9 protein-coding genes are annotated in these 14,501 nt (G+C 48.5%); 6 read left to right on the top strand and 3 right to left on the bottom strand.

The annotated features are described in order from the left end of the window. Window positions 1-134: 134 nt before the first annotated feature. Window positions 135-755 (bottom strand): arylesterase, encoded by a 621-nt coding sequence (locus IY568_RS16935; protein ID WP_125562582.1) that lies wholly within the window; start codon window positions 753-755, stop codon window positions 135-137. Here IY568_RS16935 and IY568_RS16930 point away from each other — a divergent pair. Both IY568_RS16930 and IY568_RS16925 read left to right on the top strand, forming a co-directional pair. After that, window positions 754-1,473 (top strand): ABC transporter ATP-binding protein, encoded by a 720-nt coding sequence (locus IY568_RS16930; RefSeq protein ID WP_125562584.1) that lies wholly within the window; start codon window positions 754-756, stop codon window positions 1,471-1,473. The two genes, IY568_RS16935 and IY568_RS16930, sit on opposite strands and share 2 nt — an antisense overlap. Further along, window positions 1,463-3,964: an ABC transporter permease gene (locus tag IY568_RS16925; RefSeq protein WP_125562586.1), complete on the top strand. Its 2,502-nt coding sequence runs from the start codon at window positions 1,463-1,465 to the stop codon at window positions 3,962-3,964. Before IY568_RS16930 ends, IY568_RS16925 begins: the two co-directional genes overlap by 11 nt. Window positions 3,965-4,106: 142 nt before the next feature. Here IY568_RS16925 and IY568_RS16920 read toward each other — a convergent pair whose 3' ends face one another. Next, window positions 4,107-4,895: a class D beta-lactamase gene (locus IY568_RS16920; RefSeq protein WP_194868187.1), complete on the bottom strand. Its 789-nt coding sequence runs from the start codon at window positions 4,893-4,895 to the stop codon at window positions 4,107-4,109. A 75-nt stretch (window positions 4,896-4,970) separates the two neighbouring features. Further along, window positions 4,971-5,837 carry an AraC family transcriptional regulator gene (locus tag IY568_RS16915; protein WP_125562590.1) on the bottom strand — a complete coding sequence of 289 codons (867 nt, stop codon included), beginning with the start codon at window positions 5,835-5,837 and terminating at the stop codon, window positions 4,971-4,973. A 379-nt stretch (window positions 5,838-6,216) separates the two neighbouring features. Between IY568_RS16915 and IY568_RS16910 the strand changes: the two genes are divergently transcribed. The 4 genes from IY568_RS16910 to IY568_RS16895 all read left to right on the top strand — a co-directional run bounded on the left by IY568_RS16910 (window position 6,217) and on the right by IY568_RS16895 (window position 14,492). Further along, window positions 6,217-9,189, top strand: a complete 2,973-nt coding sequence (locus IY568_RS16910) for a TonB-dependent receptor (RefSeq protein WP_125562592.1) — start codon at window positions 6,217-6,219, stop codon at window positions 9,187-9,189. A 592-nt stretch (window positions 9,190-9,781) separates the two neighbouring features. Beyond that, entirely contained in the window at window positions 9,782-11,044 is a 1,263-nt protein-coding gene (locus IY568_RS16905) for an MFS transporter (RefSeq protein WP_138538414.1), read from the top strand. Continuing rightward, the gene (locus IY568_RS16900; RefSeq protein WP_125562596.1) at window positions 11,041-11,916 is read left to right on the top strand and encodes an ROK family protein; all 876 of its coding nucleotides are present in this window, start codon (window positions 11,041-11,043) and stop codon (window positions 11,914-11,916) included. Before IY568_RS16905 ends, IY568_RS16900 begins: the two co-directional genes overlap by 4 nt. Then, the gene (locus tag IY568_RS16895; protein WP_194868186.1) at window positions 11,913-14,492 is read left to right on the top strand and encodes a family 20 glycosylhydrolase; all 2,580 of its coding nucleotides are present in this window, start codon (window positions 11,913-11,915) and stop codon (window positions 14,490-14,492) included. The genes IY568_RS16900 and IY568_RS16895 overlap by 4 nt, the downstream gene beginning before the upstream one ends. Window positions 14,493-14,501: the final 9 nt, after the last annotated feature.

Raw genomic sequence — 14,501 nt, 5'->3', positions numbered from 1 at the left:
ACGAGCGTGTTGGCCTGCCTTTGGCAATAAAGGATTTTTGAATGTTGCAGGAGTACTCGCCTGATCAGTGTCAATGTATGTCAGGCGAGCATGTCGAATTGGTCAAAAGAAAAAGCCGAAACCTATATGTATTATTACTGCAACCACAGTGCAATGCGTTCGTACATAAAGTCCCGGATAATGGGCTGAGCTTCAGCATTGGGGTGCAAGTTATCGTTTTGCATAAGATTGCGATCTGCTGCAATGGGTAACATGAAGTACTCCATCAGATAGGCGCCAGTTTGCTCGGCCACCATGGGGTAACTGTCAGCGAATAGAGTACTATAGCGTTTGCCATAGTTTGGTGGGATCTGGATTTGCATCAATGCGACTTTGGCGCCGCTAGCCTGACTTTTCTCGACCAGTTCGCGTAAATGTTTGCGGATCAGTTTAGGCGGAAATCCTCGCAAACCGTCATTGGCGCCTAGCTCGATAAGTACGTGGCTGGGTTGGTGGCTTTCTAGTTGCTTGTCGACCGTTAGCAGCGCATTATCCGTGGTCTGTCCCGAGACGCTGGTGTTCACCAGAGTGATCGCTTTTTGCTCTGCTTCGTATTTATTTTGTAACAAATTAACCCAGGACGGTGCTTGTTTGAGACCATAACCGGCGCTTAAGCTATCACCTATGATCATAATTTTGGTATCGTTGGCATTCGCTTTTAAGACGAAAAGTGTGCCGAAGATCAATACCACCAGTTGTAGGAAAAATCGCATCATGTCAGTGCTTTCTCAGTTAAATATTATTCAGGTTAAGGAGTTGGGTAAAACCGTCAGTACCTTTGAGGGTGACCTCACTATCCTTAGCGATATCAATTTTTCTGTCAAGTCAGGTGAATCAGTGGCAGTGGTTGGCACTTCTGGCTCGGGCAAGTCAACGTTACTCAGCTTACTGGCAGGGCTCGACATTGCCAGCAAGGGAGAGGTTTATCTCGATGGTGAAGCGCTGCACCGTCTCGACGAAGAGCAGCGCGCAAGACTCAGAGCTGAAAAAGTAGGTTTTGTGTTTCAGTCATTTATGTTGGTTCAGAGCTTGACTGCACTGGAAAATGTGATGCTACCAGCAGAGCTCGCGGGTGAAAAAAATGCCCGTGAGCAGGCACAAGCCCTATTGGACAAAGTGGGCTTGTCGCATCGGGTTGGTCATTATCCCTCACAGCTATCTGGTGGTGAGCAGCAACGTGTTGCCATAGCTCGTGCATTTATCGGTACGCCAAAAATTCTGTTTGCCGACGAGCCTTCCGCGAATCTGGACTCTAAAAACGGCCACTTAATCGAAAGCCTGTTGTTTGATTTGAATAAACAGCACGGTACAACCCTGATTCTAGTTACACATGATGAAGACTTGGCTAAGCAGTGCGATCGCATTATCCATATTGAGGGCGGTCAGCTGGCAAAGATCCGTGATGGAGAAGGAGTGGCTGTTCATGTGGGCTAGATTGGCGCTAAGATTATTTTTCCGGGAGTTGCGTCGAGGAGAGCTGACTATCATTTTCGCTGCCATTGCATTGGCGGTGCTGACAGTTTTTAGCCTAAGCTCAGTGACTGAACGGATCCGACTTAACATTGAACAAAAATCTGCTGACTTTATTGCGGCCGACCGCCGCCTGTCCAGTAACTATGAGCTGGATGAGAGTTACCTTAAGGTCGCGCAGGATTTCGGTCTGCAAACGGCACAAAACATCTATTTTGATTCCATGCTCTTCGTGGGAGACGAGTTGGTGCTGGGGTCAATTAAAGCGGTGAGCGATAGCCACCCCCTGCGTGGTAAAATAACCCTCAGAGACGCACTGGACGCAGAGAAATACGACATTGCTGCCGCACCTGGCAAGGGTGAAGCCTGGCTTAGTGAAGGGCTGTTTTACACGCTCGGACTTAAAGTCGGCGATAAAGTAGAAATTGGTGCGGGCATGTTTACCGTGACAAAGGTTTTGGTACAGGAGCCCGACGCAGCATTTTTCTCACTGGCGGGTAACAAGCGTGTGTTACTGAATATTGCCGATATCCCAACTACACAAGCGGTTCAGCCGGGCAGCGATGTGTTTTATCGACTACTGTTTGCGGGCGATGAGCAGACACTCAAAGATTATTATGTTTGGTTAAAACCTCAGCTCAGAGAAAATCAGAGTTGGCAGGGGATCAAAGACCGGCAGTCACCATTGGGTGAGAATCTTGAGCGTTCCGAGCGGTTTTTACTGTTGGCTGGCTTATTTGGCATTATGCTCGCAGCGGTGGCAATGGCCGTGTCTGCAAAACGTTACTGTGAGCGTCAGTACGACCCAGTTGCCATGATGAAAACTCTGGGTGGTAGTCGCGGGACAATCAAGCGTATCTTCCTGATGCATCTGTCGCTGGTAACCGTTAGCTCTCTAGCGATTGGTCTGGCAATTGGTTATGGCTTACAGGAAGTGGCGGTTGATTATCTAACCAGTTTTGTTGCCAACGAGCTACCTCTTGCCGGACCAAGACCCTGGCTGTTATCTATTGCCATTGGTGTCGTGTGTGCACTGATGTTCTCCCTTAAGCCGTTATTGGACTTGTTTGATATTCCCCCTCTGCGGGTGCTCAGAAGAAGTTTGGGCGATAAGCTGGCGGTAAGCCGGGTGCACATGGCGCTTTCGGTGGGCACCATCTTTATGTTGATGTGGCTGTTCAGTGGGGACATTAAAACCACGCTGTTATTGTTTGCTGGTACCGCGACACTGATGGGGGTGCTGTTTGGCTTGTCCCGGTTGTTCTTCAGTGCGGGTCGTAAATTGGGGCTGAGCCCTGGCAACAGTTGGTCTCTGGCGATTGCAACATTGCAAAAACGGGCCAATGCAAACGCGATTCAGCTGATCAGTTTTGCACTTGCCATTAAATTGATGTTGTTCTTGTTTGTACTCAAAAATGACATGATCTCTGACTGGCAAATGCAGGTACCTGAAGACGCACCTAATGCCTTTTTAATCAATATTGGAGAGCGTGACGTTGCGCAGTTTAAGACCTTCTTTAATGAGCAAAATATTCATCATGAGGCATTTTATCCGGTCTTCCGGGGCCGCGTTAATGCTCTAAACGGTGAGGCATTTGCCCGTCGGGTATCCAAACAGGAAGGTGAGGAGCAACAAGAAGACGCCCGTAATGGTGTTGGCCGTGAACTCAACCTGACCTGGAGCGATACTTTACCGGATGGCAACGAAATCCTGGAAGGACAGTGGTTTGAGCAAACAGATGAATTACAGGTCTCTGTGTTTGAAGGCACCGCGGAGCGGGTTGGTATTGAACTTGGAGATACATTGACATTCTTGGTCAATACGCAGACCTTTGAAGCCAAAGTAACCAGTATTCGCAGTGTCGACTGGGGAACGCTCAAGCCTAATTTTGTAATGATTTTTAACTCTGCTATGGCCGAGCGTCTGCCAGTGACTTATTTTACGGCGGCCAAGTTGGAGGATAATCATGTTCGTCCGATTAGCCGACTGTTACTGCAGTATCCGACTGTCAGTATGATAGACATTAAGAACAATATCGCCCAGGTACAATCTATGATTGCTCAGGTGTCTCTGGCGATTGGTTTTGTGCTGTCCATTGTGTTGATCAGTGGTGCCCTGGTCTTGATATCTCAGGTGCAAGCCAGTCTGGCTGAACGTATGCAGGAAGTGGTGATCTTGCGCACACTCGGTGCCAGGGGGAAGTTGATTAAGCTGGCGACTCTGTATGAGTTCTTGCTGTTGGGCGCGCTGGCAGGTTTCGTTGCTGCGTTGGTCAGTGATATCACCCTGTTTATCATCCAGCAGCAATTGTTTGGTGTGGATGGCAGGCTGCACCCTTATGTGTGGTTACTGGGGCCAGTATCTGGCGCTACTTTCGTTGCTTTAATCGGATATTTTATGGTGGCACATACCATGCGTCAGAATACTCAGGGGTTATTGCGAAAGGTCGCCTAATGGTGATTTTCTGAGTGGTGGCGGCTTGTGTTTTAATAGATACAAGCCGCTTCTGTTCTCTGCCATTGCGTATACAAACCGATCCGTTACCTGGTAAACCTGCCGCACCACAGAGTTAGGGACTTAATTCTTCTGGTTGAAGTTATAACACGCCCATCTTGTTCAGCGTGGCCTTGGCGATTTCGACCCGGGTGGATACGACTTCTTTAAAGTTTTTGGCGTCCATATTAAAAGCAAAGTAGTGGCGCCCCTGGTTGTTTTCAACAATGCCAACATACCAGCCTATGTACTTACCTTTGGCGACCGGTCCGGTTCCCGTTTTTGCATACAGCTTGGTGTTGGCCGTTTGTTCTTGTAAGAAAATTTTGTCAAATGCCTGATAGGTCGCGGGCTTAAGTTTAAAAGCTTGGGTCTGTAACCGGCGCAGAAATGTGACCTGTTCAACAGCACTGATTTTTATGCTGCTGTTGAGCCAGAATTTATCATGAGGTCCGCTGATATCACGGTTGCCATAGTTAAAGTCATCGAGGTACTGTTGCATCACAGGCTTGCTCAGCAAGTTAGTCCAGGTCTGATATAACGGCAGTGCAGAGTACTTGAATGCGTCTTGTGGGGTAATTGACTCTTTGCGCCAGGCGTCAAACCACCATTTTTTAGCCGGATAGGTATTTAAATCTATCTGGTAACCCTGTCCGGGTTTGATGGTCTGCGTATCTAATAAGATCAATGTATTGGGTACTTTATAAGTCGAGAAGGGAGTGTACGCTTGTTGTGCGCGCGATTGGTTTATAAATTGCCATTGTTGCGTGCGTTCGCTATAGACAGCCATAGTACACGCCTGTCCCGTTTGACAGGCTGGCAAGGTCGCGGGGGTTGAAAGCACACTGGCTGTAAGTAGCGGTGTCAGAGTCAGTGCAGTAAGTAGCGGCATGGGTTCATCCTTAGTTATTATAGTTAGACCGCGCCTATCATATAAGCGAATCCTTACCTTAGCCTGAACCGTATATTAAATCAGCGCTTTTTGCTGTACTCGAGCACGAAACTGGCTGGGTGTGCATTGCTTGATAGCAAGAAATCGGCGGTTAAAGTTAGACAAATTATTAAAGCCACACTGGTCGCTTATCACAGTGATCGGGGCTTTGGTTTTGAGTAACAGTTTGCAGGCTTTGGCGATCCTTAGCTGATTGATAAACTCTGTGACGGTGCATTCCGTGCGCTTTTTAAAGAAGCGATGAAAATGATTGGTACTCATATGGGCCTGTCTTGCAAGCAGCTCTGCACTTAGCGACTCAGTGTAATTGTCGTAGATATAATTTATCACATGATCAAATTTATCTTTGGCGGGATCCAGCTGTTTGGCAAAACTAAACTCCATGGTAGACAGCGTTTGGTAGGGGCTGTTTGCCATCAGGTTGAGCAGCTGAAAGAGCAAAATATAGCGCTCTATTGGTGACGCATTTTGCATTTTACTGAATAGCTTTTCACTTTTTTTAGCTGTTTTTGTGTTAAAGCTTAGTCCGCATTTTGCATGGTCCAATAAGGTATGTAACCCTTGCAGCTCTGGGTTTTGCTGCAGTTGTTGCTGCAGCCAGTGGGCCGGGATCTGTGCCACATGGACTACGTGTTGACTGCCATCTGTATTGTCGCGAGATTGCCAGGTGTGTGGCAGTTCAGGGCCCATGAGCACCAGGTCGTAGTCGTCGTATGGCGCAATATGATCACCAATGTGACACATACCCTGGCTATTCAATGTCAGGCAAATTTCATATTCTGGGTGGTAATGCCAATTAAAAGGGATCTCGTCCAGTTGATAGAGGCAATAACGCCATGAACAATTGTGAGACGGAATGACTTTTTCACACATAGCTTTCATTATATTGCTCCTTCATGTTAGTTAGCTGTGGGCTTTAGGCGTACGTTTTTTGTGCTAATGGCCTGTCTGTCCTGCTATCTTCTCGCCCTGCGCTCTGAAAGGTGATGCATTTCACTGCTCTTGCAATACTATCCTATTCAATATGCACAAAAAGGTACAAAATATTAACATTGGTTAAGAGAAAGCATGCATAATGCCGACACATGGCTGGTCATTAAGTAGTGTGTTTTAAAATGACAGCGCTGTTATCTGATAGATTTGTACCGATATGAGTTTGAAAATGCAAACTTATAAGTTACAAGCCTGTTCAAATAGGGAAAGTGCCTGATGATTATTTCACCAGGCGTACATCTTGATAATACAGAATAAGAGGAAGAAGATGAAACACAGCAATGCAGCATTCAGATTGTCTCGCATTTCATTTGCGGTCACTGCCGCAGTGATTTCCAGCACCGCCTTTGTTGCTCCGGTTCAGGCTGAGCAAGAAGAGTCCGTGGAAGTTATTGAAGTTCGAGGGATCCGAGCTTCGACTGAAAAAAGTCTTAACACCAAACGGTTTGCGGATGGTGTTGTTGACTCTATCACAGCAGAGGATATAGGTAAGCTGCCGGACGTGACAATCGCTGATTCACTACAGCGTGTACCGGGTATCCAGATCCGTCGAAGTGCCGGTGAAGGCTCAACGATCAACGTACGGGGTATGCCACAGGTTACCACGCTACTAAATGGCGAGCAGTTCCTCAGTGCCGGTTCACTGACCACAGTACAACCAGATTTTACCGATATTCCTTCGAGCTTAGTTGGTGCTATGGATGTGATGAAATCACCAACTGCCGATACGTTGGCGGGTGGTATTTCAGGTACGGTTGATCTGAAAACGCGTAAGCCATTTGATTTAGAAGAAGGGTTTAGCGGTGCAGCATTGATAGAAGCATCTCGTGGCTCTTATTCAAAAGAAACCGACCCTAAAACCATGATTGCAGCAGGCTATAACGCTGAGCGCTTCGCGGTACTAGCGACACTGACCAGAGATGAAGTAAATCTGGCGAACTACCGTTTTGGTTCGACTAACCACGGCTGGGGCTATGCACCACAAGAAGCCGGTGGTTGTTGGTATTGTCCGGATGGAGATATCAATGGCGATGGTGATACTGATGATGCTGAATTCACTTACGTCAGCTACGGTATGGTTAACCGTTTTACTGAGCGTGAACGTACAGGTGGTAGCCTGAGCTTCCAGGCGCAGCTTTCTGATAATTTTGAGCTGAGCGCAGATGTATTTTATACCAAAATGGATGATGCAGATCGCCAGCGCGGCCTGATGGCGGACAATGCCTGGGGTGGTCACTGGGATTGGCAGGAGCAGCATGATGCGATGGATCGAGGCAAGACGTCTGGTGGATACAACCTATACACAGCGCAGGACATTACGCTGCATGCGCCACGTGTTGTTGCGCACTCTGAAAGCCATACCAATGAGCGTGAATCAACCAACTATAACTTTGAGCTAACCTATAAAGGCGATGGTAATTTCTCTGGTAAGATGCGCCTTATCACGGCTGATGCAGAGCGTATGCACACTGAAAACGTTGCTCAGGGTTACATGACCAGTGGTCTGGCACACAACCTGCGTCGTAACGAAGGCAATGGTCCGATTGCGGTAAATCCGAACGGTTACGGCCCGGGCACAGTGCCGGTCAGATTGAACTATCAGGGCGATCACCCGGTATTGCTGCCGCCCAGTGAGCTGCAAGGTGAAGTGTTTGGTTCCAATATGAGCCGTTACTCAGTGGTGTCAACGTACTCTGAGAATAACTTTAATGAAGACGCCAGCCTGGATATTTTACGTCTTGATGGTGAATACTTGTTCGAAGATATGGGCTCACTGACCAAAATGAGCTTCGGTGCTCGTTTGGGTAATCGTGAAGTATCCCGTGAGCAATATGTATTGCTGGCGCCATTCAGCAACCCGGTTGGCGAAGGCAGTGTTGACGTGATGTGGAAAGACCAAGGTCTGGCGGCCTTTGATACTGACGGCAGCGGCGGCGTACCGAGTGCATCTGCTGGTGACCTGACAATGGGTTACGATACACCATATACCTTTGATAAATTACCAGAGGCTTGGATCCAACAGGTATCTGATTTTGGCCCTGTTAATGGCGGCAGCTATTTCTTTATTGATCCGCGTCAGCTTGACGACCCATTTGCATTCCAGAATCAGCTATATCCAGGCAACAAAAAAGGTGGTGTACCAGGCAGCACCTATGAGGTTGAGGAAGAAACACAAACGCTTTACTGGCGCGCTGATTTCTCAAGCGATCTTTACACCGCTAACCTGGGTTTCCAGTACATCAAGACAGATTTGGACATCCTGCAAAACGTAATTGGCGACTCTATTTGTGTGAACTGTCCTGGCTCAGTGGCAGCCGATGCCGGTGATATAAATACCAGCAAGTCGTTTAGTGATTTCCTGCCTTCATTGAACCTGGCGGTTAACCTGAGCGATGACCTGATCTTCCGTTCTGCCTGGGGTAAAACCATGACGCGTCTGGATCTTGGCGCAATTGCGGGTGGTTTGCAGGTAAGTCGTTCACGTGCCGGTGATGACCTGGCAGCGCGTGAAGGGATTTCCCCTGACTTGTTGATTGCAACTAATGCAACCATGCAGGGTAACCCGGAACTGGAACCATGGCGCGCCACAAACACAGATCTTGCGTTGGAATGGTATTTCTCACCAAGCGCGTTAGTCAGTGTGGGTGTGTTCAATATCCAGCTTAAATCTTTCATTGAAACCAGTACCTGGACAATGCCATTGGCTGATGCGGATGGGGTTGTACGTCGTGAAGTTAGTGTGACAGGTCAAGTCAATGGTCAGGGCGGAACGATGAATGGTGCTGAGTTCACCTATCAGCAAGCGTTTGACTTCTTACCGGGCTTCTGGAGCGGATTTGGTGCGGCGTTTAACTACACCTATTCAGACAGCGAAAGTGGCCGCGTTGACTTCTATGGTGACGCTTTACCACTGGAAGATAACTCTAAAGAATCGTCTAACGCGGTGCTTTGGTATGAAAAAGATGGCTTCCAGTTCCGTTTAGCGGCCAACCATCGTTCTAAGCGCCTGGCACAGGTCACGACGACGGGTGGTATGGGTGATACGGCTATTTGGACCGAGCCGACAACCTACATAGATATCTCGGCCAGTTATGATGTGACTGACTATATGACAGTGTATATGTCGGGCAGTAACCTGACTGAGGAATACGAATCTAACTATGCACAATGGAAAGATAATCGTATTTCACAAAACGTTTATGAGCGTCGCCTGACATTGGGTGTTCGCGGTCGCTGGTAATTCTCCCTCAGGCCTGAGTATGTGGTTCAGGCCTTTTCTTTTTGTTCTGGCATGAGATGATGCGTAACGCTGGATAGGGTGGGCGACTCCGTTTGTTCCCGTGATTTTTTCTCATGCTATTTTGTTTCTTTACCGAATATTTTCTGCATGCTTACGCACACCAGTACATTTACTGTGATTGAAGTGGAATTTACCCACAAAAATCCGGATAAATGATGCATTTCTCTCACTTCATTTAGTGTAATAAATAGAATTTATTAACTTATTCATATGGTAAGTTGAATAATATTTTAGTCTTGCCTGTTAACATGCCGAGTAAACATCGAGCTCCTGATTAGACGGCTAAGCTTATTGATAGTTATCCAGTTTTTATGCCTATGGCCGACTATACAGAGCACGAGAAAAGTATTAGCAATTGTTTGAAATGTGCCGCTACAGAGCAAGCAATGACGGCAAACTAGTCTTACCAACGAGTTAAGGCGGTGGCTATCCCTAGCAGGATCCCCTTGGATCATTGAGTTTGTCTGCCCACAAACTGATTCCAAATAAGCCACCGCCTTTTTACTTCTGAGCTCACAATAAGGTAAGACACATGAAACCCAATTACTCCGTGGTTGCCCTGGTGCTGGTAACCTTTTTTATGGTGTCCTTTTTCACCAATATTCTCGGTCCATTGTTTCCGGAACTCATAAAAAGCTTTGACATCGGCCTCACTCTGGCTGGCTTATTCCCTTTCGCTTTTTTTATTGCATACGGCGTGATGTCTATCCCTGCCGGTCTATTGGTACAGCGTTTTGGTGAAAAACGTGTGATGCTCGGAGCCTTTATGCTTGCCGGTGCCGGGGCGTTGTTGTTTGCCTTAGCACCCGTGTTTGCGGTAGCTATGCTGGCGCTGTTTTTGATTGGCACCGCTATGGCGATGTTGCAAGTTGCCATTAACCCGTTACTGAGACGCAGCGGCGGCAGCGCACATTTTGCCGCGTTCTCGGTACTTGCTCAGTTATTGTTTGGTGCGGCTGCCAGTTTGTCACCCTGGGTTTATGTTTCGCTAGCCGGTCAGGTACAAGCGCAGCCCGCCGATTTTACCTGGATCCCCGCTACGATGCCCTGGTTAAGCATGTACTGGCTGTTCGCACTGCTTAGTGTTTTGATGTTGGTCTGGATAGGGCTAAGCAGGCTCGAAGCGGTTGAACGAAACGAACAAGAGACTTTAAGCTGGCAAGCGTGCGTTGGCTACTTTCGTAATCCTACTGTGATCCGCTTCTTTTTTGCCATAGTGGCGTATGTGGCACTGGAGCAGGGGATTGCCAACTCAATAGCGGTATTTTTACAGACTTATCATCAGATTGAACCACAATACAGTGCGCAGGTGATCAGTCAGTTCTGGATGATGCTGACGCTGGGATGTGTATTGGGGCTAGTGTTGCTGAAGCTGTTCGATGCCAAACTTGTTCTCATGTTGTTTTGCTTAGGGGCCGCTCTGAGTCTCATTACTGCATTGATTGGCAGTACAGATATCGCGCTGTTGGCTTTCCCGTTATCCGGATTTTTCTTATCTGTGATGTGGTCAGTGTTATTTTCCCTGGCGCTAAACTCTGTGTCGAGTGGTCATGGTGCCGTATCGGGGGTGTTATGTACCGGCATTGTCGGGGGAGCACTGGCTTCTCCTTTAATCGGCATTCTGGCCCAGCTAAGCGGTTCTTTACAGCTGGCATGTTTAGTGTTGCTCTTGCCGCTTGGGTACATTGCCTGGATAGCCTGGTGGGCACAACCAATTGTGCGTAATCACACCGTCAGAATGTTCTGGCACAAGCAAACTCAACTGACAGAGAAACAGGAAGCGACGGGCCAATGAGTACAATAGTATGTGTTGATCTGGGTGGCACCAAAGCACAGGTTGCCCGGGTTGATGAACAGGGTGTTTATGAGGCTCGCCGTTATAGTGTGCCTGCTTCAGCGACTAAAACACAGGTTAACGAGTTTATTACAGGCATTATTGCAGAGCAGCTCAGCGACGTTTGTTGCGGTATCGCTATAGGTGTGCCCGGTATGGTTGATCTGAGTAATGGTACAGTGCTGGAGACGGTTAATATTCCAGCGTGGCAGGATGTGCCTCTGGCTGCACAATTAAATGCACATTTTTCTTTGCCTGTAGTTGTTAACAACGATGTTAACTGTTTTACTATGGGTGAATATTGTTATGGTCGTCATTATCAACCAGGCGCTCCTTTTTACCAGCCGGTAAGCAATCTGATGGGGGTGTGTCTGGGAACTGGCCTGGGCGCAGGGCTCATTTTTGACGGCCGACTATACAGTGGCAGGCATTGTGCGGCGGGAGAGTTCGGCAGCTTTCCCTATCGTGATGGTATTCTGGAGCAATATACCAGCGGGCAGTTTTTTCTGGAGCGAGGCACTAACGGTGCAGAGCAGGCAGTGCTTGCGCAGCAGGGAGATCGTTATGCGCAATCTCTGTTTGACGAGTTTGGAAGCCACCTGGGGTATGCACTGGCGCAGACGCTGTTGGCCTTTGACCCGGATAAAATTGTCCTGGGTGGATCTGTCAGTAAGTCGTACGACTTATTTCAGCGCGGTATGTGGAAAAGCCTTGCAGGACAAACACATCCGGCGTTATTTAAACAGCTCGAGATTCAAGTAGGTAAGCTGGAGCATGCCGCGTTGCGTGGCGCTTATAAGTTGTTCCAGAAACAGTTTTCGGAGGGAATATGAATAAGTTTGCTTGCCTGTTAATGGCACTATTGGGTGTTCAAGCAGCACTCGCGGCAACGGAGCCGTTAACACAAGGCGAGTTGAATGCGTTGGCTGACAATCTTCAGATCCGTTATCAGTTAATTGATTCTATGCCACAGCAGTGTCCGGAACCCGCGAAGCAGTGTTATTTTTCTGAGTTACGGCTAGGTTCACCCCAGCCTTATAACGGCGCTGATTGGGCCATTTATTTTAGCCAGCTGATGCCAATTTATCAGGTCGAGTCTGACTCGTTCAAAATTGAACACCTGAATGGTGATTTGCACCGGCTGACTCCCACTGAGCAGTTTACTGGTTTCTCTGCGGACGAAACCTATAGCGTGCGCTTTTACACTGAACATTCGCAAGTCACCCGCTCTGAGTTTATGCCCAATTATATCTTAGCCGATCAATCTGAGCGCCTGCGCCCCAGAGTGATCGCCAGTACGCGCTCTGTCCGGGATGAGCAAACTGAGCTTGAACAGCAGCCATACCTGGCACCGTTCGAGTCTTACCATCAGCTGCGAGTCAGTAATAAAGATCAAACCCCTTGGATGGGCGCAGCTTATTTGGCGCAGCACCAGTCTGAACCCGAGCTTCGCGCTGCGCCAGAGGGACTAATCCCGGCGCCCCGCGAGTTTAAAGTGGTATCACAGGGACGGATCAGTTTGAAAAAAGGGATCCGCTTTGAGCTTAAGGGCGTTGATTTGGCACAGATCGAAATGGCGGGCAAGCGACTCGCCCAGCTGGGGGTTAAACAAACTCAAAAAGGGTTGTCAGTGCGGGTCACTGTGGACGCCTCACTGCCCATAGCTGCGCAGGGGTATCAGTTCAATAGTTCTACCCACCTGATTGATATTAAGGCATCTGATGCCGCGGGTGCTTTCTATGGGGTGCAAACATTGGCTGGGCTCATGGATTTGAAAACCCACAGTATTCCCAGTGTGGCTATTACTGATGCGCCTCGATATGGGTTTCGGGGGCTGCATATCGACAGTGCCCGAAACTTCCGTTCCAAGCAATTTGTGTTAGATACCATAGCGCAAATGGGCGCTTATAAATTAAATAAGTTACACCTGCATCTGGCTGATGATGAAGGTTGGCGCCTCGCTATTGCAGGCCTGCCGGAACTGACAAAAGTGGGTGGGTTACGCTGTTTCGATCTCAGTGAAACGCGTTGTTTGTTGCCACAACTGGGCGCAGGTACCGGCACCGGTGCGCCGCGCAATGGCCACTATTCTCAGCAGGATTACAGTGAAATTTTGCGCTACGCCAAAGCGCATCACATTGAAGTGATCCCATCGCTGGATATGCCCGGACACTCTCGAGCCGCCATTATTGCAATGGAAGCGCGTTACCGGGCTTTGATAGCCAAAGGAAAAACTGAGGCGGCCAATGAATATCGGCTGGTGGAAGAAGCTGATGAGACGCGCTATTCCTCCATCCAGCATTACCACGATAATACCCTGAATGTATGTTTGCCAGCGACTTATCGATTTGTAAATAAGGTACTGACTGAGCTTCAGCGGATGCATGAGCGTGCTGGTATACCTTTAAAAACGTATCACATAGGTGCGGATGAAACAGCGGGCGCCTGGCTAGACTCACCCGCATGTAAAGCGCTGAATGCAAAGCAATCTATTGTCTCGATGAATGGATATTTTATTGAAAAAGTGGCGGCCATGGTCGCTGAAAAAGGCATTACGGTGGCAGGCTGGAGCGATGGCCTGAGTGATGTGAACCCAGAAAAAATGCCTAAAAATGTTCAATCCAATGTCTGGAGTACGCTTAGCGAACAAGGGCATAAAGTGGCGCACAAGCAGGCTAATCTGGGCTGGGATGTGGTGCTGTCGTTGCCCGATGTGACTTATTTTGACTTTCCTTACCAGTCCCACCCTGAGGAGCGCGGCAATCACTGGGCCAGCCGGGCATTAGATACCCGTAAAGTATTTGAGTTTATGCCGGATAACTTGCCTGTGCATGCGGAGTTTTGGCGAGATGTGTTGCATCACACCTACAGCGCGGATGACAGTGACTCCGCTCTGAAACCGGACGTTGGCTATACAGGTATGCAGGGGCATCTTTGGAGCGAAATGATTCGGGATGATCTGCAGGCTGAGTATATGCTGTATCCACGCTTGTTGGCATTAGCAGAGCGTGCCTGGCACAAGCCTGCATGGGCTGTCCCATACCAGGGCGGTCTGGTATACAGTCGCAACAGTGGCCATTTCAATGATAAAAAGCGACGATTACGTGAGCAGGACTGGCAACGTTTTGTCGCTTTGCTGGGCTATCGTGAGTTACCTAAGTTAACGCGTCAGGGTCGTTTTTTCCGTATCCCTACCGTAGCTGCAAGTCGCCGTGATGATGGGACACTGAATATGTTCAGTGAGATCCCAGGGTTTAAACTCGAAGCACTTATCAATGGTCGCTGGGTAAACTATCACCCAAGGCTGGATTTTGATTCGGTTGATGCCGTGCGAGCTGCATTAGAGGACGAATCCCGAACCGGGCGGGCGTTACCATTGCCAGCCCCGGTAGGGTCTGGCAACCGTTAACCAGGTTAA

Origin of the sequence: Pseudoalteromonas sp. PPB1 (assembly GCF_015356275.1) — a bacterium.
In the GTDB taxonomy this organism is placed as follows: Bacteria; Pseudomonadota; Gammaproteobacteria; order Enterobacterales; family Alteromonadaceae; genus Pseudoalteromonas; species Pseudoalteromonas rubra_D.
This window is presented reverse-complemented; position numbering and strand designations above follow the sequence as displayed.

What these genes read in the sequence shown, in the direction of transcription:
- IY568_RS16915 (WP_125562590.1), bottom strand. Translation starts at nt 5,837, where the DNA reads ATGAAAGCTATGTGTGAAAAAGTCATTCCGTCTCACAATTGTTCATGG.
- IY568_RS16935 (WP_125562582.1), bottom strand. Translation starts at nt 755, where the DNA reads ATGATGCGATTTTTCCTACAACTGGTGGTATTGATCTTCGGCACACTT.
- IY568_RS16910 (WP_125562592.1), top strand. Translation starts at nt 6,217, where the DNA reads ATGAAACACAGCAATGCAGCATTCAGATTGTCTCGCATTTCATTTGCG.
- IY568_RS16900 (WP_125562596.1), top strand. Translation starts at nt 11,041, where the DNA reads ATGAGTACAATAGTATGTGTTGATCTGGGTGGCACCAAAGCACAGGTT.
- IY568_RS16920 (WP_194868187.1), bottom strand. Translation starts at nt 4,895, where the DNA reads ATGCCGCTACTTACTGCACTGACTCTGACACCGCTACTTACAGCCAGT.
- IY568_RS16925 (WP_125562586.1), top strand. Translation starts at nt 1,463, where the DNA reads ATGTGGGCTAGATTGGCGCTAAGATTATTTTTCCGGGAGTTGCGTCGA.
- IY568_RS16905 (WP_138538414.1), top strand. Translation starts at nt 9,782, where the DNA reads ATGAAACCCAATTACTCCGTGGTTGCCCTGGTGCTGGTAACCTTTTTT.
- IY568_RS16930 (WP_125562584.1), top strand. Translation starts at nt 754, where the DNA reads ATGTCAGTGCTTTCTCAGTTAAATATTATTCAGGTTAAGGAGTTGGGT.
- IY568_RS16895 (WP_194868186.1), top strand. Translation starts at nt 11,913, where the DNA reads ATGAATAAGTTTGCTTGCCTGTTAATGGCACTATTGGGTGTTCAAGCA.